Below are 22,991 nucleotides of genomic sequence, written 5' to 3' on the forward strand. Positions count from 1 at the left end.
GCGGGGCCCGAGCTGACTTACGAACCGACCTTGCGCTTGTTCCACACGTCGAACCCGACCGCCGCCAGCAGCACCATGCCCTTGATGACCTGCTGCCAGTCGGTGCCGATGCCGACGAGGTTCATACCGTTGTTCAGCACGCCCAGGACCAGACCGCCGATGATCGCGCCGAGGACGGTGCCGACACCGCCGCTCATCGACGCGCCGCCGATGAACGAGGCCGCGATCGCCTCCAGCTCGAAGTTGAGGCCGGCCTTGGGAGAGGCCGCGTTGAAGCGGGCGGCGAAGACCAGACCCGCCAGGGCCGCGAGCATGCCCATGTTCAGGAAGACCAGGAAGGTGACCTTCTTGTCCTTCACACCCGACAGTTTGGCCGCCGGGAGGTTGCCGCCGATCGCGTAGATGTGGCGGCCGATGATCGCGTTGCGCATCACGTAGCCGAAGCCGACGAGCAGCACGCCCAGGATGAGCAGCACGATCGGGGCGCCCTTGTAGCTGGCCAGCAGCAGCGTCAGCGTGAGGATGGCCGCGCCGATCGCGACCAGCTTCAGCAGGAACAGCTTGGCGGGCGGGACGTCGAGGGCGAACTCCTGCTGCCGCTTGCGGTCACGGACCTCCTGGAAGATCACGAAGGCGATCATCGCGAAGCCCAGCAGCAGCGTCAGGTTGTGGTAGTTGGTGTTCGGGCCGACCTCGGGCAGGAAGCCGTTGGCGACCTTCTGCAGTCCGTCCGGGAACGGGCCGAGGGTCTGGCCCTCCAGGAAGATCTCCGTCAGACCGCGGAAGATCAGCATGCCCGCCAGGGTCACGATGAACGACGGTATGCCGCCGTACGCGATGAAGAACCCCTGGACGGCGCCGGCGACCGCGCCGACGGCGAGGCACAGCACCACCGCGAGGGGCCACGGCATGTCCTGTTTCACCATGAACACGGCGGCCATCGAGCCGACGAACGCCGTCAGCGAGCCGACCGACAGGTCGATGTGGCCCGCGATGATGACCAGCATCATGCCGATCGCGAGGATCAGGATGTAGCTGTTCTGCAGCACCAGGTTGGAGACGTTGCGCGGCAGCAGCAGGTCGCCGTCGGTCCACACGGCGAACAGGACCACGATCAGGCCCAGCGCGATCAGCATGCCGTACTGCCGCATGTTGCGGCGCATGCCGTCCAGCACCAGGGCCAGCAGGCCGTCGCCCGCGGCCCCTCCGCTCCTGCCCGGCGGCGCGGGGGCCGGGCTCTTGGCGGTCACGTCCGTGCTCATCGGGATACCTCTTTGTCCTTCGTCATCTGACGCATCAGCGATTCCTGGGAGGCCTCGGCCCGCGAGAACTCACCCGTCAGCCGCCCCGCGGCCATCGTGTAGATGCGGTCGCACATGCCGAGCAGTTCGGGCAGCTCGGAGGAGATGAAGACGACCGCCTTGCCCTCGGCGGCCAGCTGGTCGATGACCGTGTAGATCTCGTACTTGGCACCGACGTCGATACCGCGGGTCGGCTCGTCCAGGATCAGCACGTCCGGACCCGAGAAGATCCACTTGCTGAGGACGACCTTCTGCTGGTTGCCGCCGGACAGCTTGCCCACCGGCTCGAAGACGGTCGGCGCCTTGATGTTCATGGACTTGCGGAAGCCCTCGGCGACCTGCCGCTCCTCGTGCTCGTCGACCACACCGCGCTTGGCGACCTTGCCCAGGGCGGTCAGCGAAATGTTCCGGTTGATGGTGTCGATGAGGTTCAGGCCGTAGTGCTTGCGGTCCTCGGTGACGTAGGCGATGCCGTGCTTGACCGCCTCGGGGACGGACTTGGTGCGGATCTCCTTGCCGTCCTTGAGGACGGTGCCGCCCGCGTACCGGCCGTAGGTGCGGCCGAAGACGCTCATCGCGAGCTCGGTGCGGCCGGCGCCCATCAGGCCCGCGATGCCCACGATCTCCCCGCGGCGCACCTGGAGCGACACGTCGTCGCACACCTTGCGCTGCTGGTCGATGGGGTGGTGCACGGTCCAGTTGCGGATCTCCAGAGCGGGGGCCGCGCCCTCCTCGGGCTCGTGCGGCGACCGCTCCGGGAAGCGGTGCTCCAGGTCGCGGCCGACCATGCCGCTGATGATCCGGTCCTCGGTGGTCTCCGGCGCCTTCACGTCGAGGGTCTCGATGGTCTGGCCGTCGCGGAGGATCGTCACCGAGTCGGCGACCTTGCGGATCTCGTTGAGCTTGTGGGAGATGATGATCGAGGTGATGCCTTGCTTCTTCAACTCCAGGATCAGATCCAGGAGTTTGCCGCTGTCCTCGTCGTTCAGGGCCGCGGTCGGCTCATCCAGGATGAGCAGCTTCACCTTCTTGGACAGGGCCTTGGCGATCTCCACCAGCTGCTGCTTGCCCACGCCGATGTCGGCGACGCGGGTGTCCGGGTGGTCGGACAGGCCGACCCGGCGCAGCAGTTCGGTGGCGTGCCTCAGGGTCTCGGTCCAGCTGATGATCCCCCGGGTGGCGTGCTCGTTGCCGAGGAAGATGTTCTCCGCCAGGGAGAGGTAGGGCACCAGCGCCAGCTCCTGGTGGATGATCACGATGCCGCGTTCTTCGCTGGCCCGGATGTCCTTGAACTGGCAGACCTCTCCCTCGAAGAGGATGTCGCCCTCGTAGGTGCCGTGCGGGTGGACGCCGGAGAGGACCTTCATCAGGGTCGACTTGCCGGCGCCGTTCTCCCCGCAGATGGCGTGGACCTCGCCCTGCCGGACGGTCAGCGTGACGTCCGACAGCGCCTTGACGCCGGGAAAGGTCTTGACGATCGAGCGCATTTCCAGGACGGGTCCCGCCATGGTCGTGCCTTCCAATCAGTGGTGAATCGTCGGTGGGTGGCGGGGCTTACTTGAGGTCGCTCTCCTTGAGGTAGCCGGAGTCGACGAGCTCCTTCTGGTAGTTGCCCTTGTCGACGGCGACCGGCTCCAGCAGGTAGGCCGGGACGACCTTCGCGCCGTTGTCGTAGGTCTTGGTGTCGTTGACCTCGGGCTTCTTCTTGTTGAGCAGCGCGTCGACCATGTTCGAGGACACCTTGGCGAGCTTGCGGAGATCCTTGTAGACGGTCATCGACTGCTGGTCGGCGATGATCGACTTCACCGAGGCGACCTCGGCGTCCTGGCCCGTGACGACCGGCAGCGGCTTGCTCTTGGAGCCGTAGTCGTCGGACTTCAGGGCGGACAGGATGCCGATGGAGATGCCGTCGTAGGGGGAGAGGACGGCGTCGACGCGCTCGCTCTTGTAGGCCGAGGTCAGGATGTCGTCCATGCGCTTCTGGGCGGTGCCGCCGTCCCAGCGCAGGGTGGTGACCTGGTTGAGCTCGGTCTGGCCGGAGCGGACGACGAGCTGCTTCTTGTCGATGTAGGGCTGCAGGACCTTCATCGCGCCGCCGAAGAAGTAGCGGGTGTTGTTGTCGTCGTTGGAGCCGGCGAACAGCTCGATGTTGAAGGGGCCCTTCTTGCTGCCGTCCTTCAGGCCGAGCTTCTCGACGATGTAGCTGCCCTGGAGCTCGCCGACCTTCTCGTTGTCGAACGACGCGTAGTAGTCGACGTTCTGCGAACCGAGCATCAGGCGGTCGTAGGAGATGACCGGGATGTTCGCGTCCTTGGCCTGCTGGAGCACGTTGTTCATCGACTTGTTGTCGATGGCGGCGATGATCAGCGCCTTGACGCCCTGCGTGATCAGGTTCTCGACCTGTGAGACCTGCTGGTCGGGGTCGTCCTCGCCGTAGACCAGCTTGGTCTTGTAGCCCTTGGACTCCAGTTCCGTGACGACGTTCTTGCCGTCGGCGATCCAGCGCTCGGAGGACTTGGTCGGCATCGCGATGCCGATGGTGGCGCCCTTGGCGCTGTCCCCGCCCTCCTCGCTGCCGCCCTCGCTGCTCTGCCCGCAGGCGGACAGGGTCAGGGCGAGGGACGCGGCTCCGGCTATGGCGGCGAGTGCGGCTCTGCGGTTACGCATGTTGATCATCCTTGATCTGTGTGCAGGGCTCGGTCTGGGAGGCGCGAAGTCGCTCCGGTGGTCGTGCCGGAAAGACCGAGAGGAGGTGTGTGGGATTGTGGTCGGCTGTGTCGTCTTTTGTAAGAAGAGTTTCCGGAACGTTATGACGAGATTTCGAACCGTTGCAGATCGCCGGGCAGTCGCGAGCCCAGCGGTGCCATGTCGCCGTCGGCCCCGTGGCGGGCCAGGAGGTCCAGGGCGAGCCGGCCGCGCCGCACGCGTTCCTTGGCGGTGGCCAGGGTCACTTCCCGCATGTGGTGCCCGTAGGGGTAGATCCCGGGCGCCTTCGACAGGCCGAACTTCAGGTAGAGCGGTGCGCCGCGCCGGATCAGCTCGGCGACCTCGTACATCCGGACGTAGCCGCCGAGGTCGTCGGGGGCTTCGATGTACATGTCCATGGGGGCGCCGGACACCCGGCGGATCTCGGTGAGGTGATCGAGCGTCAGGTCGCTCGGTACGTTGACCGAGTCGGCGCCGAGACGCTCGTAGACGGCGTACGCCGCCGGGTTGACGGGGCCGATGAGCGCGCTCACCTTGAGCGTGGTGTCGGCCGGGATGATGCCGGCCGCCCGGGCCCGGTGCAGCGTCCACAGCACGCCCTCGTCGGCGACGAGCAGGCACTTGACGCCCAGCTCCGTGGCCCGCACCGCGTCCTCGACGCAGCCGGCGACGGCGTCGTGGCCGCGGGCGCGCAGTCCGGCCCCCCGCGAGTCGGTGCGCGTGGACCCGCCGATGTCCCAGGTGCCGCGCGGGCCGGTGAACAGGCAGAGCTCGATGTCGCGCTCGGCCGTCGCCTCCACCATCTCGGTGATCTCGGCGTCGGTCAGCATCCACACGCCGCTGCCCTGGCTGATCCGGTGGATCGGCACGTCCAGCCGCGAGGCCTCCTTCAGGACCACGGCCAGCGCCTCGGGCCCCTCGCACGAGGGGATCTCGGTGCGCCAGCGGCCGCCGCCGGGGAAGGAGTGCGGCGAGGCGTCGGCGGGGTCGAGGTCGGGCGCGTTCAGGCCCAGGGCGGTGAGCGCCTGCTCACCGGGCCTGCGGGCGGCCGGGGCGGAAGCGTCGGTCACAGGAATGTCCTTCGGTTCGGTATTTCGGACGAGGTTCGCGGCTCTGGGTACGGCAAGGCTGGGTGTACGCCGGTACGGGGGCCGTCAGGTCGCCCCCGTACCGGCGTACGGCTACGGGCGGAGCAGCACCTTGCCCACCTTCGGGTCGCCGGCCCCCACCAGCTCGATGGCCTGCGAGAACTCGGAGAGCGGCAGCTCGTGCGTCACCAGCGGCAGCGGGTCGAGCAGCCCGGCGGCGAACACCCGCACGGTGTGCGCCCAGGCCTCCGGCGGAGCACCGAAGACGGTGTGCACCTCCAGCTGCCGCACGACCAGGTCGGTCGGGTCGAGGCCCTCGGCGCCCGGCGCCGGGATGCCCGTCAGAACCAGCCGGCCCCCGCGCCTGAGAAGGGCGGCGGAGATCCGGGCGGCGTCCGCGGAACCGGCCGTCTCGATCACCACGTCGACGTCGTCCGGGAGCTGCTCGTCCTTCGTCCGGAAGTCCGTCGCGCCGTACTGCCGCGACAGCGCCTCGCGGTCCCGGCGGGTGCCGACGACCAGCAGCTCCGCCGGCGAGTTCGCCTTCAGGAACTGCACGGCGAACATGCCGAGCGTGCCGGTGCCGACCACGGCCACCTTCTCGCCGGGCCGCGCGTTCGCCTTCAGCGCGGCGGCCGCGATGCACGCGGCGGGCTCCAGCAGCGCCGCGGCCGTGAGGTCGCAGCCGTCCGGCAGGACGTGCAGCAGCCGGGCCGGGAGGGTCAGCGTGGCCGCCATCGCGCCCGGCTGGGTGAACCCGGTCTCCTCGTACCCGGCCGCGCACAGGGTCGTGTCGCCCGCGTGGCAGCGGTCGCACACCTGGCAGTTGCGGAAGCCCTCGCCGACGACCTTGCGGCCGACCAGGGAGGCGGGGACGTCCGCGCCCACGGCCTCCACCGTCCCGGACCACTCGTGGCCCGGGGTGAGCGGGTAGCGCACGTAGCCCTCGGGGCGGTTGCCCTGGTACACCTCGCGGTCGCTGCCGCAGATGCCGGACGCGTGCACCCGCACCAGGGCCTCACCGGCCCCGGGCCGCCGGGGCTCGTGCGGGACGAGACGGTGCTCTCCCGGGGCGTCGATCACTACCGCGGTGCTCACGTGGCTCCTCCGGTTTTCGAAGGTTTCGGTGCCCGGTCGCGGGTTTGCGGGGGCCGGACGGTCACTGGGTGCCCTTGGGCTTGCGCTGCTCCCAGCCCTCCGCCCAGAGGTCGAAACGGGCCTGCTGCTGCGGGAACTCGGCGGCGGCGTCGACGTCCAGCTCCACGCCCAGGCCCGGCGCGTCGGAGAGGTGGAAGCAGCCGTCCTCCGGGTTCACCTGCGGGGCGCCCTTGACGACCTTCTTGATCTCCGCGTCCGCGAAGTCGTTGAAGTGCTCCAGGATCTTGAAGTTCGGGGAGGTGAACCCGACCTGGAGGGAGGCGGCGGTCAGCACCGAGCCGCCCACGTTGTGCGGGGCGACCAGCATGTAGTGGGTCTCGGCGGTCGCGGCGAGCTTCCTCGTCTCCCAGATGCCGCCGATGTGGCCGACGTCCGGCTGGATGATGTCGACGGCCTGGTTCTCGAACAGCTCCCGGAACTCGATCCGGTCGTGGATGCGCTCGCCGGTGGCGACCGGCATGTCGACCTTGGCGGCGACCTTCTCCAGCGCCTTCAGGTTCTCCGGCGGCACCGGCTCCTCCAGCCACGCCGGCTTGAACGGCGCCAGCTCCTTGGCCAGGCGCACGGCCGTGGCCGGGGAGAAGCGGCCGTGCATCTCCAGCATCAGCTCGGCCTCGGGGCCGATGGCGTCGCGGACGGCCTCGATCAGGGAGACGGCGTACAGGGTCTCCTTGTGGTCCAGCTCGAAGTGGCCGGTGCCGAAGGGGTCGATCTTGAGCGCCCGGTAGCCGCGCTCCATGACCCCCTGGGCGGCCTTGTGGTAGGCCTCCGGGGTCCGCTCGGTGGTGTACCAGCCGTTGGCGTACGCCTTGACCTTGTCGGTGACCTTGCCGCCCAGCAGCTGCCAGACGGGGACGCCCAGGGCCTTGCCCTTGATGTCCCAGCAGGCCATCTCGATCACGGCGATGCCCGACATCACGATCTCGCCCGCGCGGCCGTAGTCGCCGTACTTCATCCGCTTGACGAGGTCCTCGACAGCGAACGGGTCGGAGCCGAGAATGTGGTTGGCCTCGGCCTCCCTCAGGTAACCGAGAAGGGCGTCGGTGTGTCCCAGCATCCGGGTCTCGCCGACTCCGGTGATGCCCTCGTCGGTGTGCACCTGGACGTAGGTCAGGTTGCGCCACGGCGTCCCGACCACGTGTGTGCTGATTCCGGTGATGCGCACGGCGGTTGTCCCTCGCAGCTTCGTCGGCTCAGTTTCCGTCAGTGTTTCGTCCGTGTGCCCGTCATGCTGTGTTCGAGATTTCGGCACACGTTCGAAATGCTGGCGTGACAGTAAGGACGGGGCGGTGGGGGTGTCAATGGGTCGCGCGCATAACGGTTTCGACAGTTTCGAAACCACCGGCGGGGGGTGTCCCTACAGAACCTTCACAGCTGGATCTAGGAACGTGACCCGCGCGGAACTTAACCTTCCCGCGTCATGGACTACTGCGACCCGTGCCGACGGCACCTCAACGGCGCGCTGGCCTGCCCCGGATGCGGCACCTCAGCGGAATCGCTGCGCTGGCGTGAGCCGGGGCAGGGCGTGTACGACGACGGCGCCGGCGAGGGTGCCGGGGCGGCCGGTGCCGAGGGCGACGACGCCGTTGACGAGGTCGCTGAGGAGGCCGCCGACGGGGAGGCCGGCGGGGCCGACGAGGTCGGCGAGGTCGGCGACGAGCCCTCGGGGCGTGCCGCGCGCCGGCGGGGACGCGGGCAGGGTCCGGCGGGTGACGGCCCGGGTGGGTCGAGCCGGCGGGACCGCAAGGCCGCGGCGCACCGACGGCGGCGGCGCCGGACGCTGTTCGTCGCGGCCGGGTTCGTGCTGGCGGCGGGCGGGCTGAGTCTGGCGGAGCTGGGCATGGACGCGCAGAAGCAGGCGCCGAAGCCCGCGGCGGCCGGCGGGGAGTCGGCGGACGGCGAGGCGGTGGAGGCGGAAGCGGGCGAGCAGGGGGCGACTCCCGGTGGGAGCAGCGCTCCTGAGGGTTCGTCAGCGAGCCCGTCCGCCGGTGAGTCCGAGTCTGCGTCGGCCTCCGCGTCGCCGTCGGACGAGACCTCGCAGTCGCCGGAGGGTGACGAGGTGTCGAAGGATCCGGAGTCGGCCCCGGCGGGCACGTCGCCCAGTCGTCCCACCTCGGCCCCGGCGGCCACCGGACCGGCCCCGGCACCCACTCCGACCGCGGACCCGACGACCCGCCCCCCGGAGCCGGAACCGTCCCCGTCGGAGACGTGCGACCGGTTTCTGTGGTGGTGCACGTAGCGCCTGACGGTGGGCGGGGGGTCGGGGCCGCGCCGGGGGGTGTCCGTCCTCGGAACGGCGCGATGGGCCCCTTCACCGGCTGACTGGCGTCGACGCGCCAACCGCTGCGGGCGGACACCCCCCGACACGTCCCCTTCCGTGCGTCGGCGGGTGCGGGTCCCCCTGCTGCGGGCATGCGTCCCGCCCAGCTGCGGGCATGCGTGCCGCCGAGAGCTTGGGGGAGGGTGGGCGCAGCGGTACCTCGTCGCGCCGAGCCGTGCGGCGCCCCGGCCCCAGCGGTGACGCCGGGCACCTCGGAACGCCGGGGCGGACAGCGCCCCGACCAGGGCGTCAACCCCGGGCACCCTGCGAGGTCACGCCAGCATCCCCCGCAGCGCATCCCGCAGTGCGAGTCGCTCCTCCTCCGACAACCCCGCCAGCGGCTCCCGCGCGAACCGCAGTGACTCCCGCAGGCTCCGCGCCACCCGCCGCCCTTCCTCCGTCGCCGCCGCCACCTTCACCCGGCGGTCCGCCGGATCCGGCTGCCGCTCGACCAGCCCCCGCGCCTCCAGCCGGTCCACGATCCCGGTGACGTTCGACGGCTCGCACTTCAGCCGCTGCGCCAGCCTCCGCATCGGCAGCGGCTCCAGGCACAGCAGGCTCAGCAGCCGCGCCTGCGCGCCCGTCAGCGCGTGCTCGGCCGCCGCCGACTCGTAGTCCTCGTGGAACCGCGCCACGACCTCCCCGATCAGCTCCACGACCTCGACGGTCAGGGGATCGGGGCGGCGGTTCGTCCGGCTGGGGGACGTCGGTGTGGTGGAGGCCATGCCATCGAGGGTACCCGGTTGTTTGACAACCTGAAATATTCAGGAGCATGGTTGTTTCAGGTACTGAAACATCTGCCGGAGACCCAAGGAAAGGCGCACCATGACCGACACGCCCAGCCTCCCCGCCGTCAGTCGCGAGTGGCACCTGCTCAGCCGCCCGGTCGGCTGGCCGAAGCCCGAGGACTTCGCCCTGGTCGAGGCGGAGGTCCCGCAGCCCGGTGAGGGGCAGGTCCTCGTCCGGAACGCGTACCTCTCCGTGGACCCGTACATGCGCGGCCGGATGAGCGCCGCGAAGTCCTACGTGGCCCCGTTCGAGCTGGGCAAGGTCATGCAGGGCGGCGCCGTCGGCGAGGTCGTGGCGTCGAACGCCGAGGGCATCTCCGTCGGCGACCACGTGCTGCACTTCTTCGGCTGGCGCGAGTACGCCGTCGTGGCCGGGAAGAACGCCGTCAAGGTGGACCCGGAGGCCGCGCCGCTGTCGGCGTACCTGGGCGTGCTCGGCATGACCGGCCTCACCGCCTACGCGGGCCTGCTGCGCACCGCCTCCTTCAAGGAGGGCGACGCCGTCTTCGTCTCCGGTGCCGCCGGCGCCGTGGGCGGCCAGGTCGGGCAGATCGCCAAGCTGAAGGGCGCCTCGCGGGTCATCGGCTCCGCCGGGTCGGAGGAGAAGGTGAAGCTCCTCGTGGAGGAGTACGGCTTCGACGCCGCCTTCAACTACAAGGACGGGCCCGTGGGCGAGCAGCTGCGCGCCGCCGCCCCCGACGGCATCGACGTCTACTTCGACAACGTGGGCGGCGACCACCTGGAGGCGGCCATCGGCTCCCTCAACCAGGGCGGCCGGATCGCGGTCTGCGGCATGATCTCCGTCTACAACAACACCGAGCCCGCCCCGGGCCCGAAGAACCTCGCCCGCCTCATCCAGACCCGCGGCCGCATCGAGGGCTTCCTGGTCGGCGACCACTACGACCTGCAGCCGCAGTTCGTCCAGGAGGTCGCCCCCTGGGTCGCCTCGGGTGAGCTGAAGTACCGCGAGACGGTCGTCGAGGGCATCGAGAACAACCTGGAGGCGTTCCTGGGCGTCCTGCGCGGCGACAACACCGGGAAGATGATCGTCAAGCTCTGACGGCCCCGGTGCCCTTTGCTGGATTTCCGGCATGCGGTAGTTTCTTTCCGAATCCGTCCCGGCCCGGGCGCGAGCCGCGGCGGACGACCGAAGGAACACCACCGCATGCCGATCCAGCAGTCCGACGTCCTGTACACCGCCGTGGCGACCGCCGAGAACGGGCGCGACGGCCGTGTGGCCACCGACGACGGCAAGCTCGACGTCGTCGTCAACCCGCCGAAGGAGATGGGCGGGAGCGGCGCCGGCACCAACCCGGAGCAGCTCTTCGCCGCCGGGTACAGCGCCTGCTTCCAGGGTGCGCTCGGTGTCGTCGCCCGTCAGGAGGGTGCCGACCTCACCGGTTCGACCGTGACCGCGAAGGTCGGCCTCGGCAGGAACGGGGAGGGGTTCGGGATCATCGTCGAGATCGCGGCCGACATCCCCGGGGTCGACCGGGGCACCGCCCGGTCGCTGGTCGAGAAGGCCCACGAGGTGTGCCCGTACTCGAAGGCGACCCGCGGGAACATCACCGTGACGCTGGTCTGAGGACCGTCGTTGCGTACACGGAGGCCGCACCCCTGGACGTGGGGTGCGGCCTCCGTCCGTGCCCGGCGTCAGGCGGCGAGCGCGGCCCGGTGGACGGCCCGCGCGAGCCGGTCGTTCTCCGGCGCCGCGCCGCCCGGGAAGGCGAACCGGCGGCGCGTGTAGCCGTACGCGAGACCGCTCCACGGATCCGCGAAGGCCTGCGAGCCGCTCGCCCCGCTGTGCCCGATCGTCCCGGCGCCGAGGAACGGGTGCCACGTGTCAGCCGTCGCCTGGAAGCCCAGCCCGAACGACTTCACGGCTCGGGCCACCAGGTCGTAGCCGACCGAGTGGAACTGGCCGAACTCCGCCACCGTGTCCGGCTTGAGCAGCGGCGCCCGGTCGCCCACCTCGCTGATCGCCGCCGCGTACATCCCGGCCAGCCCTCGCGCGGACGCCACGCCGCCCACCGACGCCGGCCCCTTCGCGCGCACCAGCGGCATGTTCGGCAGCGAGGCCAGGTCGGTCGGCTCCGCCGCGTTGCCGTTGAAGGCGATCGACGTCAGCGTGTGCGGGCCGGTCGGCGTGGCGTCGAGGAGGGCCTGCTGCCTCGGGGTCGGCGCCATCGGCTGCGTCGTGCGGAAGCGGGGCTCCTGGTGAGCGGGCAGCCCCAGGTGGAAGTCGAGGGCGTACGGGGTCCGGATCCGCTCCTGGTAGACCTCCTGGAGCGTGCGGCCCGTGGCCCGGCGGACCACCTCGCCGGCGAGGGCGCCGATGACCAGCGCGTGGTAGCCGAACGCCGTGCCGGGACGCCAGAACGGCCGCTGGTCCGCCAGGCGTTCGGCGAGCTGACGGTCGTCCGCCAGCTCCGCGAGGGTGAAGCCGGTGTCCGTGCCGACCACGCCCGCCCGGTGCGCGAGCAGGTCGCGCAGCGTCAGGCTCCCCTTGCCCTCGGCCGCGAACTCCGGCCAGTAGTACGTCACCTTGCGGTCCAGTTCGAGCGTGCCGTCCTGCACCAGGAGGGCCACGACCAGGGCAGCGGCACCCTTGGTCGACGAGAAGACGCCGTAGAGGGCGTCCGCCTCGGTGCCCGCCCACAGGTCGACGACCTTGCGCCCGTGGACGTAGGCGCACAGCTGGCCCTCGTAGTCGGGCCGTTCCCCGGCCACGAACGCGGCGAACTCCTCACGTACGTCCTCGAAGCCGTCCGCCACGGTGCCGTGGATCTCCTGCGTCATCCGCTCTCCTCAACCGAACCGCTGTGTGCCACTGTGAACAATGCCCTCGCCACCTGGGCGAATTCTCCCTTGGGGTGGTCACGGAAGAGTGGTTCCGTACCGAACAGGACCGTCCGGTCACCGCTGACCACGGCGGCCCGGCCGGCTGCGGCCGCGGGTCCGCCGGAGCCGTCCCGCAGCGGCCGCCAGTGGCCCGAGAGCAGCGGATTCCCGGTCGCGTACGCCTGCTCCACGCGCACCCCGGCGCCGAGACCGGTGAACCACAGCGGGGCGTAGACGAAGGTGTGGTCCGGCGCGTCCTGGGCGAGGGGGCCCGGGTTGGTCACCCGCACCACGCCGTTCGCGTCCCCGTTGCCCGCCACGGGCGTGACGGGCAGCAGACCCGCCGCCGCGTTCAGGGCCGCGCCCGCCGCACCCCGGCCGACCAGGCCGTGACGGCTCAGGAAGGCGTCCAGGGCGTCGCGCGCGGCCGCCGTCAGCCGGGCGCGGTCCAGGCCCGCGGAGACGAACAGCACGTCGGTGCCGGACCAGTCGAAGCCCGCGTTCAGCACGGCGGTGGAGACCGGGGTGACGTCGAAGCCCATCTCCCGCAGCGCGAACAGCTCACCCGGCGTCACGGCGGCGGCCACACGCAGGCGGTGCAGCGGCGCGGTTCCGGTGAGCCGGGTGGCCGTGAAGGACACGTCGTGCGTGCGGGCGGCGGTGAGCGCCTCGTGGCGGGCCGACGCGGGGACGACCGCGCTGCCGTCCCGGGCCCGGCGCACGGGGACGCCCTGCCGCAGGAGGGAGTTGAGGGCCGCGATCTCGCGCGGGTCGCGCAGGGACAGGCGGAGGTCGCCGCGCGGGGGCACGTGGGCCACGGGGGCCGCCTCGCCGACCGGGCGCAGGGGCGCGCCGCGCAGGCTGCCCGACGGGACCGGCTCGACCGTGGCGCCCCACAGCCGGCCCAGGCTCCAGCCGGAGATGTCGTACATCACCGACACCTTGTCGCTGATGTCCCGGCCGTCGGCCAGCAGCACGTTCGCCATGCCGCGCTTGGGCTGGTGCATGTCGACGACGTACGAGCCGGCGGGGTGGGTCCGCCCGGCGAGCCGGAAGGGGCGGGTGGCGCGGGTGACGCGCACGTCGTTGGCGAGGAGGTGGTCGACCAGGCGCGCGGCGGCCGGGGCGGAGCGCTGGGCGCGCGAGGTGCCGGGCGGGATGACGTAGGCGCGCGGGAAGTCGGTCGTGTAGACGTCCTCCGGGCCGATGCCGGGCACGCCGGGGACCGTCCGCGGGGACACCGGCACCTGCTCGGCGCCCGCCGCGCCGCGGCGGAAGACCTCGATCTGGTCGGCGATCAGGCTCGCGCGCCGCTCCCGGACGTGGTCCAGGGTCGCGCGCACGGCCGCGCCCGCCACGGCCGTGTTGATCGCCGAGCGGCGGCGCAGCTCCGCCGCGGGCAGCTCGTCGTACTCCTCGTTGTTGACCGCCAGCGGGATCTCCACCGTGTGGGCGGCGACCGTGCCGTGGAAGGCCGCGTACTGCGGGGTGAAGATGGGCGGCCAGTCGTCCCAGCCCTCCTCCTGGTCGCGGAAGGGGATCTGGGCCGGTTCCACGCCGTCCTCGGCGGGCGTGTAGCCGAGGGCGTTGACGGCCGCCTCCATGCCGAGGGCGTTGGCGTAGGTGTTCTTCAGGAACAGGTCGTACTCGTAGTTCTCGCCGTGCGGGGGAGTGGTGGGCTCGATGAGGGTGCCGTTGACGTAGCCGTGCAGGTCGAGCAGGACGGCCGGCTGCGTGTCGAGCTGGATGCGCCGCATCGCGCGGGACTCGGGCTGGGAGGCGGTGACGAAGTCCCGGTTGAGGTCGAAGCCGCCCGCGTTGGCCCGGGTTCCGGCGATGCGGCCGTCCGGGTTGGCGGTGACGTTGAAGTACAGGCGGCTGTGCGCGAGGAGGTCCCGCGTCCGGGCGTCCGTCGCGGTCGCGAGCTGTTCGATGACCTCCAGGGAGGCGTCCGTGCCCTCCCACTCGTTGCCGTGGATGTTGCCGTTGACGAAGACGGGGGTCTTGTAGGAGCGCTTGATCTCCGGGGACCTGGCCGCCGACGCGGGCGCGTGCTCGATGAGTTCGCGCATCCGCTCCTGGGCGCGGGCCTCGCGGGTGGTCTCGGGCGCGGTGACGGTGACGAGGTAGAGGCGGTGGCCCCCGGCCGAGCGGCCCGCCACCTCCACGCTCACCCGGTCGCCGAGGCGCTGCAGCGCGTTCAGCCGCGGGGCGATCCCGTGGTACGGGACGAGCCCCAGCTTCAGGGACCGGTCACCGGGGTTCACCGGGTCGGGGGAGAGGAGCTGGCGGCGGGGGTAGCCGCGGGTGGCCGTCGCGGCGGGGGTCTCCCCGGCCGCGGCCAGGGCCCGGCGGGCCGCGCTCTCGGGAGCCCGGGCCGCCCGGTCGTCGACGGGGACGCCCTCCCGGGTGACGGGCCGGGGGTCGGCGCCGGCGGTGCCGGGGGCCAGCAGCAGCGAACCGGCCGTGGCGAGGCCGAGGGTGACGATCAGTAAGGGTCTCGCAGGAACGGTTCTCGTGGTGCGCACGCCTACCTCCCGGGGGGCTTCCTGAGATCGGTACGGCGAGGTGTACCGGTTCGACTCAACGGCAACAAGGGCGCGTCGGTGTCACCCGTGACCCGGATGGCCCCGCGGGCGGGTCCCGTCCTGACCTGCGCGGCCCGTGACAGCGGTGTGACCGGAGCGCGTCAAGAGCGCGACACGGGCCCGGATAGGGTCGACCCATGCGCGATCTGGGGACGGGTTTCCGGTACTTGCTCAAGGGCCAGCGGTGGGTGGCCCGGCACGGCAGGAGTTACGGCTTCGGGCTGCTCCCGGGCCTGATCACCCTGGTGCTGTACGCGGCGGTGCTCGTCGCGCTCGGGGTGTGGGGGGAGGACGCCGTCGCCTGGTCGACGCCGTTCGCCGACGACTGGTCCGGCACCTGGCGCGGGCTCTTCCGCGGTTTCCTGACCGCCGTGCTCTTCGCGCTCGCCCTGCTCCTCGCCGTCGTGACGTTCACCGCGGTGACGCTGCTGATCGGGCAGCCCTTCTACGAGAACCTCTCCGAGAAGGTCGACCGGGACGTGTCCCCGGACGGGCACGCCCCCGAGTCGGGGCTGCCGCTGTGGCGGGAGCTGTGGATCTCCGGCCGCGACAGCCTGCGGATCGTGGTGCGGGCCGCGCTGTGGGGGGTGCTGCTGTTCGCGTGCGGCTTCATCCCGGTCGTCGGGCAGACGGCCGTGCCGGTGATCGGGTTCTTCGTCACCGGGTTCTTCCTCACCGAGGAACTGACCGCCGTCGCCCTCCAGCGCCGCGGCGTGCAACTGCGTACCCGCCTCACGCTGCTGCGTTCCCGCAGGACCCTGGTCTGGGGCTTCGGCACGCCCCTGGCGGTGTCCTTCCTGGTGCCGTTCGTGGCGGTGTTCCTGATGCCGGGCGCGGTGGCCGGCGCCACCCTCATGGCGCGTGAACTGCTGGGCGAGGACATCCGGGAGGACGGCGAGGGTGGCGACGGCGGTCGTCACGACCTCACGAAGCCTCCGCAGCCGCCTGCAGGATCGCCCGCACCTGGGCGATGATGTCCAGCCGGTTGCGCACGAACTCGGGGTCGGTCACCTCGGTGGTGTTGCCGGCGCCGAACTGCAGCACCGGCGTGTGCACGTGCCCGCCCGGCAGGACGTCGTGCAGCCCGAGCCGGTCGCGCAGCAGGGTCGCCCGGTAGGCGATCTCGTTGGAGAGGTAGTCCCCGCCGCCGCCCGCGCGCGCCGTCGAGCCCGGGGTCGGCCCCTCGGGGCGCACGACGGGCTGGGTGCCGCCCGCCGGGATCTCGGTGACGCTCGTGTTGTCGTACACGGGGAAGCGGCCGGTGGGGGCGGCGACGATCGCCGCGTACGGCAGCGTGGTCGTCGTCCACTGGGGCTGCGAGGCGGGGTCGGCGACCGGGACGGTCTCGGTGCGGCCGATGTTCTCGTTGTCCCCGAAGCCGCCCCGCCAGGCCCCGTTGGTCCGCTCGATGTCGAACCGCCCGACGCGGCCCTGGCTCACGGTCGTGAACAGATCGACCTTCCCCAGATGCGGCCGCAGGGTCCGCTCCACCGCCCCCGCCGTGAAGTCCCGCCAGCGCACCGGGAACACGGCCGTCTCGACCCGGGCCGGGCCGTCCGCGGTCTCGACGACCGTGCCGTCGAGGGCGAGCGCGGTGGCGCCGGACGGGTTCGAGATGCGGACGTCCCGGTCCAGGGTGAACGGGTCGAAGCCGGTGAGCAGGATCCGCTTCAGGCCCTTGCCGTGCGGGTAGCCGATGGCCGTCCGCCCGCGCGAGGTGCGCTCCAGCTCGTCCAGCAGCGCGGCCCGCTGCCCGTCCGTCAGCCCGAACGCGGGCTCCCAGGTGCGCACTTCGCGGGTCATGCCCAGCCGCGCCCAGTACAGCGGCCGGTCGTCGTCGCGGCTGAGGTCCCCGCCCGCCGGGCCGCGTCCCTGCGCCCGGTCGACGGCCCGCCGCCACAGCCGTGACCCCTCGCGGGTGACGGCCCGGCGGGCCTCCCCGTAGGAGCGGGCCGTCTCCAGCGCCCGGGCCAGCCGCGGGGCGACGGCGTCGAAGCCGGAGCGGCGCAGGATCTCCTGCGGGGCGGCCCGGTCGAGCCGCTGCTCCTCCACGGTGGGGGAGGGGGCCGCCCCGGCGGCGCTCGCGGAGGGGGGAACGGTGAGGCCGGTCAGCAGCGCGAGGCCGAGGACGCCGAGGCGAACGCGTATGGAGTTCAAGGGGGTTGAGCCCTTCCGTCACGGTGGGGGTGGCGTGGTGCCGGACGGCGGAAGTATCGCGTGACGGGAGCGGTCCCCGCCATACGTGCCGGAAGGCTCAGTCGCCGCCCTCGCCCAGCAGCGTCAGGAAGTCCCGGAACGCCGACGCCATGTCCACCGACTCCGGGTCCAGCAGCCACTGGTACTGCAACCCGTCCAGGATCGCCACCAGCAGCGGGGCGGCACGCTCGGGGGTGAGGCCGCTCGGCAGGCGGTCGCCGTACTCGGCACGCAGCACCTCGGCCATGCCCGCGCGGACCCCGACGTAGCGCTCGGTGAAGTAGGCGCGGGCCGGGTGCCCTTCGGTGACGCTCTCGCCGAGCAGCGCCGAGAAGGTCTGGACGATGGCGGGCCGCATCGCGTTGTACTCGACCAGCGAGGCCAGCAGGTCCAGGCGCAGCCGGCCGGCGGGCAGCGCGTCCCAGCGGTCCCGCTCCTGCAGGACCGCGACGAGCAGCGCCTCCTTGGTCGGGAAGTGGTGCAGCAGCCCCTGCTGGGTCAGCCCGACCCGCTCGGCGACCGCCGCCAGGCTCGCGGCGCGGTAGCCGCGCTCGGCGATCACCAGCAGGGCGGCCCGCACGATCTCCGCGCGCCGCTCCTCGCTCCTCGTCCTGGCCGTCATGGCGTCACCGTACGACACGCCGAGCACCCCGACATCACGGGCGGATAACGAAACCTACCGTGTCACAGGTTCCGGGTGCACGATGGTGACGTCCAGCGGCTTTCGAGGTGGAGGTGCCGACGTGGCGGAGACAGCGGAGCAGCGGCGTGAGGCGGCCGTCGAGGCGGCCCTCGGCAAGCTCGACCTGGACGCCAAGGCGCGGCTGCTGGCCGGCCAGGACATGTGGAGCCTGCCCGCGCTGCCGGAGGCCGGCCTCGCGTCGCTGGTCATGTCCGACGGCCCCGTGGGCGTCCGCGGGGTCCACTGGAGCGCCGACGACCCGTCCGTCGCCCTGCCCTCCCCGACCGCCCTCGCCGCCACCTGGGACCCGGGCCTCGCCCACCGGGCCGGCGTCCTGCTGGCCCAGGAGGCCCGCCGCAAGGGCGTCCACCTGCTGCTCGCCCCCACGGTCAACCTGCACCGCTCCCCGCTGGGCGGCCGCCACTTCGAGGCCTACAGCGAGGACCCGCACCTCACCGGCCGGATCGGCGCCGCCTACGTCCGCGGCGTCCAGTCCGGCGGCGTCGGCACCACCGTCAAGCACTTCGTCGCCAACGACGCCGAGACCGACCGCTTCACCGTGAACAACCTGGTGAGCGAACGCGCCCTGCGCGAGCTGTACCTGGCCCCCTTCGAGACGATCGTCGCCGACGCCCGCCCCTGGGGCATCATGACCGCCTACAACGCGGTCAACGGCCCGACCATGACCGAGCACCACCACCTGGTCGTCGAGGTCCTGCGCGGCGACTGGGGCTTCGACGGCGTCAACGTCTCCGACTGGACCGCCGCCCGCTCCACCACCGGCGCCCTCACCGGCGGCCTCGACATCGCCATGCCCGGCCCCGGGACCGTCTACGGCGAGAACCTCGCCCGGGCCGTGCGGGCCGGCGAGGCCGACGAGACCCTGGTCGACGAGGCCGTCCGCCGCGTGCTGCGCCTCGCCGCCCGGGTCGGCGTCCTGGAGGGCGCCGAACCCGTCGTCACCGACCCGCCCCCGGGCGTCGACGGCGCGTCCCTCGCCCGCGAGATCGCCCGGCGCTCCTTCGTCCTCGTCCGCAACGAGAACGGCGCCCTGCCGCTCAGGCCCGGCCGCGTCGCGCTCATCGGCGCCGCCGCCCGCGACGCCCGCGTCCTCGGCGGCGGCTCCGCCACCGTCTTCCCGGCCCGGACCGTCTCCCCGCTCGACGGCCTCACCGCCGCCCTGCCCGAAGGCACCCTCAGCTACGCCCTCGGCGCCGACCCCGCCACCGAACTCGGCGTCGCCGACCGGGGCTTCGAGCTGCGCGCCGTCTGCCGCGACGCCGCGGGCACCGTCCTCGGCACCCGCTCGGCGCCCAGCGGCCACATCCAGTGGACGGCCGCCGACCTCCCCGACGGCGTCACCCTCCCCCAGGGCCCCGGCTCCGCTCGGGCGGGGGGCGCCCCCGGCACCCTGCACAGCATCGAACTGACCGGCACCTTCACCCCGCGCGAGACCGGCACGCACACCTTCGGCATCAAGGGCCTCGGCCCCTTCCGGCTGACCGTCGCCGGCACCACGTACTACGACGACGTCCAGCGCCCCGACCGGGAGGACCCGTTCCTCACGTTCTTCGGCCCGCCCGTGCCGCACGCCCGGGTCGACCTCACCGCCGGGGAACCCGTCGAGGTGTCCCTCACCTGTACGGTCCCGCCGCCGGACGACGACCACTCCCTGCGCGTCATCGTCTTCACCCTCGCCCACCAGGGCCCGCAGCACGACCCCGACGACCTGATCGCTCAGGCCGCCGAGGCCGCCCGGGCCGCCGACACGGCCGTCGTCGTGGTCGCCACCACCGAGCGCGTCGAGTCCGAGGGCTTCGACCGCACGGACCTGCGCCTGCCCGGCCGCCAGGACGACCTGGTGCGCGCCGTCGCCGCGGCCAACCCGAACACCGTCGTGATCGTCAACTCCGGCTCCCCGGTGGAACTGCCCTGGCGCGACGAGGTCGCCGCCGTGCTGCTGTCCTGGTTCCCCGGCCAGGAGGGCGGCGCGGCCCTGGCCGACGTGCTCACCGGTGCCCACGAGCCCGGCGGCCGCCTGCCCACCACCTGGGGCTCCCTGGCCGACGCCCCGGTCACCCGGGTCGTCCCGGAGAACGGCGAACTCCCCTACGAGGAGGGCGTTTTCATCGGCTACCGCGCCTGGGAGAAGCACGGCCGCACCCCCGCCTACCCCTTCGGCCACGGCCTCGGCTACACCGACTGGACCTACGAGTCCGTCGAGGTCTCCGGGACGCCGGACGGGACCACCGCGAAGGTCCGCCTGCGCAACACCGGCGACCGCCACGGCCGCGAGGTCGTCCAGCTCTACCTCGCCCCCGGCGAGACCGGCCCCGCCCGCCCGGCGCGCTGGCTGGCCGGCTTCGCGGGCGTCGAGGCCGGCCCCGGCGAGACGGTCGAGGCGAACGTCGAACTGCCCCGCCGCGCTTTCGAGATCTGGGACGAAGCGACCGGCTCGTGGTCGTGTGTGAAGGGTTCGTACGAGATCCAGGTCGGACGCTCGATCACGGACCGCAGGATCACCGCGACGATTAACGTCTGATCCGGGACAAGTTCCCCCCTCGGCAGCCCCGGTCCGGGACCTGACCTCCGGACCGGGGCTTCGTGGTCCCCGGCGGCGGACTCATCGCACGCCGAACCCGTACACCGTCTCCGAGCGGAACACCTCGCCCGGCCGCAGCACGGTCGTCGGGAAGTCCGGCCGGTTCGGCGAGTCGGGGAAGTGCTGGGTCTCCAGCGCGACGCCGTCGCCGGGCGCGAACGGCTCGCCCAGGTGGTCGGCGGTGTACAGCTGCAGCCCGGGCTCGGTCGTCGCCACGGTCAGCACCCGCCCGGACGCCGGCTCGTGCAGCTCGGCGACCTCCACCGCCGTGTCCGTCACGCCCTTGTCGAGCACGAAGTTGTGGTCGTAGCCGCTGCCCACCTTGCGGGCCGTACGGAAGTCGAAGCGCGTGCCGGACACGTCCGCCGGGCCGCCGGCCGGGATCAGGTCCGCGCCGACCGGCGTGTACCGGGAGGCCGCCAGCCGCAGTTCGTGACCGCCCGCGTCACCGGAACCCGCCAGGTTGAAGTAGCTGTGGTTGGTCAGGTTCACCACGGTCGGCGCGTCCGTCACCGCCTCGTAGGCGATCCGCAGCACCCCGCCCGCCAGGAGCGAGTACGTCGCCGAGACCTCCAGCCGCCCGGGGAAGCCCTCCTCGCCGTGCGCGCTGACCCGGGACAGCCGCACCCCGTGCTCGACCGGGGTCACGTCCCACACCCGCTTGTCGAAGCCCCGCACCCCGCCGTGCAGCGAGTGGGGCCCGTCGTTGGTCTCGAGGGCGTACGTCCGGCCGTCCAGCGGGAACCGGCCACCGGCGATCCGGTTGGCGTACCGCCCGACCAGGGCGCCGAGATACGGCTCGGGACGGGCGAGGTACCCGTCGAGATCCGGGAACCCCAGCACCACGCCGGCGGCCCGCCCCGCCCGGTCCGGCACCTCGACCGACTGCACGATCCCGCCGTACGACAGCACCCGCACCCGTACGCCCGCCCGCTGCAGGGTCCAGCGGTGCACCGGGGTCCCGTCGGGAAGTGTGCCGAAGAGTTCGCTCATGTGCGGAACTCTAGGTGAGGGGTTTCTCCGCCGTGACGGTGCGGTACGCGATCTCCGCCAGCCGGGCCTGTCCGTTCACACTCGGGTGGAAGTAGTCCCAGCGGCTCAACTGGGCCGTGCCGAAGCGGTAGTCGTACACCGCCCCGCCGTCGTGACGGCACCGCTCGTCCCGGTCGCAGACCTCCGCCAGGACCTCGTTGTACTCCTCCACGCGCTGCTGCACCCGCTCCCGCCGCAGGGTCGCCGAGGCGTCCAGGGCGTCCGCGTCACCCAGCATCGACGGGCAGACGCCCAGCTGCCAGACCTGCCGGGCCATCGCGCTGGTACGGCCCTCGGACCACAGCCGCTTCAGATCGGGCACGCTCGCCACGAACACCTGGGTCTTGGGCAGGGCCTTGCGCAGGGAACGCAGCGCGTCCTCGAAGTCGGCGCGGAAGGCGGAGACCGGGGTCATCGCAGAAGGCGTGGCCCGGCAGGCGTCGTTCGCCCCGACCATCACCGTCACCAGCTGCGGTTCGTGCCGCACCGCCTGTGCCATCTGCCCGGGCAGGTCGGCCATCCGCGCGCCCGTCACCGCGTGGTTCCAGCTGTGCCGGGCGGCCCCGGACCGGCCCAGCAGCCGCACCGCGAGCGAGTCGACCTCGGGGCTCGCGCCGGTCGCCCAGGACGCCTCCGGACAGTCCGACAGCACGTCACACGCGTCGAACGCACGCGTGATGGAGTCACCGACGGCGGCGACGGAACGAGGGCTGCGGTCCCACAGGGGCGTGGGCTTCGGGGACGGTTTCGCGCGCCCGGACGGGGCGGCGGAGTCACCGCCCACGGCGTCGCACCCGGCCACGCCCAGCACGGCCGCGGCGACCACGGCGAGAACGCTCCGTGAACGGCTGCTCCGCGTCCGCATCCCTGGTCCGTCCCCTCGCCGTACCGTCCCTGCTCTCCCAACCCATGACACCGCACCAGGGTTCCCGAGCGGCCGGGTGCAACGCCTCACACCCGTACAAGCGTCCCCCTGGGTGAATGGCGGGAGTTTCCCGGTACCTGGACCGACCGTACGTCACACTCCTCGCGCCCCCGCACGGTAGCCTCGCCATCAACGTGACCCTCCCGGTCACCGCCGTTCCGCCCGTTCCAAGATGGTCCGCTCTGCCCGGAGGTTCCGGTGACGACACGTGGAGTTCTGTACGTGCACTCCGCGCCGCGCGCGCTGTGCCCGCACGTCGAGTGGGCCGTCGCCGGGGTGCTCGGCACACGCGTCAGCCTGGACTGGATCCGGCAGCCCGCCGCGCCCGGCACCTGGCGCTCGGAGTTCTCCTGGCAGGGCCAGGTGGGCACGGCGTCCAAACTGGCCTCCGCGCTGCGCGGCTGGCACCTGCTGCGCTTCGAGGTGACCGCGGAACCCTGCCCCACCGCCGAGGGCGAGCGCTACAGCTGCACCCCCGACCTGGGCATCTTCCACGCCGTCACCGGCATCCACGGCGACATCCTCATCCCCGAGGACCGCCTGCGCGCGGCACTCCAGCGCAGCCGCCAGGGCGAGACCGACCTGGAGGCCGAGCTCAACAAGCTGCTCGGCAAGCCCTGGGACGACGAGCTCGAACCCTTCCGCTACGCGGGCGAGGGCGCCCCGGTCCGCTGGCTCCACCAGGTGGTCTGAAGCCGGTCGGCGGGTCGCCTGGCGCACCGGCGCCGGCCCGCTCGCAGCGAGCGGGCCGACGTGTGCAGGCG

Annotated in this window: 19 protein-coding genes; 6 read left to right on the forward strand and 13 right to left on the reverse strand. The window is 72.2% G+C overall.

The features are described from left to right. Positions 1-17: 17 nt before the first annotated feature. From mmsB to ACPXCS_RS18425, 6 genes are all read right to left on the reverse strand, one after another. Positions 18-1,262, reverse strand: a complete 1,245-nt coding sequence (gene mmsB, locus ACPXCS_RS18400; protein WP_425945145.1) for a multiple monosaccharide ABC transporter permease — start codon at positions 1,260-1,262, stop codon at positions 18-20. Further along, complete coding sequence (gene mmsA, locus ACPXCS_RS18405; RefSeq protein ID WP_425945146.1) at positions 1,259-2,809, reverse strand: multiple monosaccharide ABC transporter ATP-binding protein; 1,551 nt, start codon at positions 2,807-2,809, stop codon at positions 1,259-1,261. The genes mmsB and mmsA overlap by 4 nt, the downstream gene beginning before the upstream one ends. 46 nt (positions 2,810-2,855) lie before the next feature. Beyond that, positions 2,856-3,968: a multiple monosaccharide ABC transporter substrate-binding protein gene (gene chvE, locus ACPXCS_RS18410; protein ID WP_425945147.1), complete on the reverse strand. Its 1,113-nt coding sequence runs from the start codon at positions 3,966-3,968 to the stop codon at positions 2,856-2,858. A 140-nt stretch (positions 3,969-4,108) separates the two neighbouring features. Beyond that, positions 4,109-5,077 (reverse strand): hypothetical protein, encoded by a 969-nt coding sequence (locus tag ACPXCS_RS18415; RefSeq protein WP_425945148.1) that lies wholly within the window; start codon positions 5,075-5,077, stop codon positions 4,109-4,111. A gap of 111 nt (positions 5,078-5,188) precedes the next feature. Beyond that, positions 5,189-6,193 carry a zinc-dependent alcohol dehydrogenase gene (locus ACPXCS_RS18420; RefSeq protein ID WP_425945149.1) on the reverse strand — a complete coding sequence of 335 codons (1,005 nt, stop codon included), beginning with the start codon at positions 6,191-6,193 and terminating at the stop codon, positions 5,189-5,191. 61 nt (positions 6,194-6,254) lie between these two features. Next, positions 6,255-7,418, reverse strand: coding sequence for a mandelate racemase/muconate lactonizing enzyme family protein (locus ACPXCS_RS18425; protein WP_425945150.1), 1,164 nt, complete (start codon positions 7,416-7,418; stop codon positions 6,255-6,257). A gap of 255 nt (positions 7,419-7,673) precedes the next feature. Here ACPXCS_RS18425 and ACPXCS_RS18430 point away from each other — a divergent pair, with 255 nt between their 5' ends. Next, entirely contained in the window at positions 7,674-8,492 is an 819-nt protein-coding gene (locus ACPXCS_RS18430) for an SCO2400 family protein (protein WP_425945151.1), read from the forward strand. A gap of 353 nt (positions 8,493-8,845) precedes the next feature. Here ACPXCS_RS18430 and ACPXCS_RS18435 read toward each other — a convergent pair whose 3' ends face one another. Further along, positions 8,846-9,298 (reverse strand): MarR family winged helix-turn-helix transcriptional regulator, encoded by a 453-nt coding sequence (locus ACPXCS_RS18435; RefSeq protein WP_425945152.1) that lies wholly within the window; start codon positions 9,296-9,298, stop codon positions 8,846-8,848. Positions 9,299-9,398: 100 nt separating this feature from the next. Here ACPXCS_RS18435 and ACPXCS_RS18440 point away from each other — a divergent pair, with 100 nt between their 5' ends. Both ACPXCS_RS18440 and ACPXCS_RS18445 read left to right on the forward strand, forming a co-directional pair. Continuing rightward, on the forward strand, positions 9,399-10,421 hold the full coding sequence (locus tag ACPXCS_RS18440) for an NADP-dependent oxidoreductase (protein ID WP_425945153.1): 1,023 nt from the start codon (positions 9,399-9,401) through the stop codon (positions 10,419-10,421). Positions 10,422-10,526: 105 nt separating this feature from the next. Then, positions 10,527-10,946, forward strand: a complete 420-nt coding sequence (locus ACPXCS_RS18445; protein ID WP_425945154.1) for an organic hydroperoxide resistance protein — start codon at positions 10,527-10,529, stop codon at positions 10,944-10,946. A gap of 68 nt (positions 10,947-11,014) precedes the next feature. On the opposite strand, the gene ACPXCS_RS18450 is transcribed toward ACPXCS_RS18445, so the two are convergent. Beyond that, positions 11,015-12,160 carry a serine hydrolase domain-containing protein gene (locus tag ACPXCS_RS18450; RefSeq protein ID WP_425945155.1) on the reverse strand — a complete coding sequence of 382 codons (1,146 nt, stop codon included), beginning with the start codon at positions 12,158-12,160 and terminating at the stop codon, positions 11,015-11,017. After that, positions 12,157-14,730 (reverse strand): M14 family zinc carboxypeptidase, encoded by a 2,574-nt coding sequence (locus ACPXCS_RS18455; protein ID WP_425945156.1) that lies wholly within the window; start codon positions 14,728-14,730, stop codon positions 12,157-12,159. Before ACPXCS_RS18455 ends, ACPXCS_RS18450 begins: the two co-directional genes overlap by 4 nt. Before the next feature lie 197 nt (positions 14,731-14,927). Here ACPXCS_RS18455 and ACPXCS_RS18460 point away from each other — a divergent pair, with 197 nt between their 5' ends. Further along, positions 14,928-15,764 (forward strand): EI24 domain-containing protein, encoded by an 837-nt coding sequence (locus tag ACPXCS_RS18460; RefSeq protein WP_425945157.1) that lies wholly within the window; start codon positions 14,928-14,930, stop codon positions 15,762-15,764. Here the strand turns inward: ACPXCS_RS18460 and ACPXCS_RS18465 are convergent. Then, on the reverse strand, positions 15,715-16,947 hold the full coding sequence (locus ACPXCS_RS18465) for a pyroglutamyl peptidase (RefSeq protein ID WP_425945158.1): 1,233 nt from the start codon (positions 16,945-16,947) through the stop codon (positions 15,715-15,717). The two genes, ACPXCS_RS18460 and ACPXCS_RS18465, sit on opposite strands and share 50 nt — an antisense overlap. A gap of 97 nt (positions 16,948-17,044) precedes the next feature. Continuing rightward, positions 17,045-17,626, reverse strand: coding sequence for a TetR/AcrR family transcriptional regulator (locus ACPXCS_RS18470; protein WP_425945159.1), 582 nt, complete (start codon positions 17,624-17,626; stop codon positions 17,045-17,047). Between the two features lie 64 nt (positions 17,627-17,690). Here ACPXCS_RS18470 and ACPXCS_RS18475 point away from each other — a divergent pair, with 64 nt between their 5' ends. Beyond that, a complete protein-coding gene (locus ACPXCS_RS18475) occupies positions 17,691-20,210 on the forward strand; it encodes a glycoside hydrolase family 3 protein (RefSeq protein ID WP_425945160.1) in 2,520 nt (839 codons plus the stop codon). 81 nt (positions 20,211-20,291) lie between these two features. Here the strand turns inward: ACPXCS_RS18475 and ACPXCS_RS18480 are convergent, their stop codons facing one another. Together ACPXCS_RS18480 and ACPXCS_RS18485 are read right to left on the reverse strand one after the other, a co-directional pair. Continuing rightward, positions 20,292-21,263, reverse strand: a complete 972-nt coding sequence (locus ACPXCS_RS18480) for an aldose epimerase family protein (RefSeq protein ID WP_425945161.1) — start codon at positions 21,261-21,263, stop codon at positions 20,292-20,294. 10 nt (positions 21,264-21,273) lie between these two features. Further along, on the reverse strand, positions 21,274-22,167 hold the full coding sequence (locus ACPXCS_RS18485) for an SGNH/GDSL hydrolase family protein (protein ID WP_425945162.1): 894 nt from the start codon (positions 22,165-22,167) through the stop codon (positions 21,274-21,276). Between the two features lie 258 nt (positions 22,168-22,425). Here ACPXCS_RS18485 and ACPXCS_RS18490 point away from each other — a divergent pair, with 258 nt between their 5' ends. Next, the gene (locus ACPXCS_RS18490) at positions 22,426-22,920 is read left to right on the forward strand and encodes a DUF3145 domain-containing protein (RefSeq protein ID WP_425945163.1); all 495 of its coding nucleotides are present in this window, start codon (positions 22,426-22,428) and stop codon (positions 22,918-22,920) included. The last annotated feature ends 71 nt before the right edge of the window (positions 22,921-22,991 follow it).

Origin of the sequence: Streptomyces sp. DT190, assembly GCF_049846985.1 — a bacterium.
Taxonomy (GTDB): domain Bacteria; phylum Actinomycetota; class Actinomycetes; order Streptomycetales; family Streptomycetaceae; genus Streptomyces.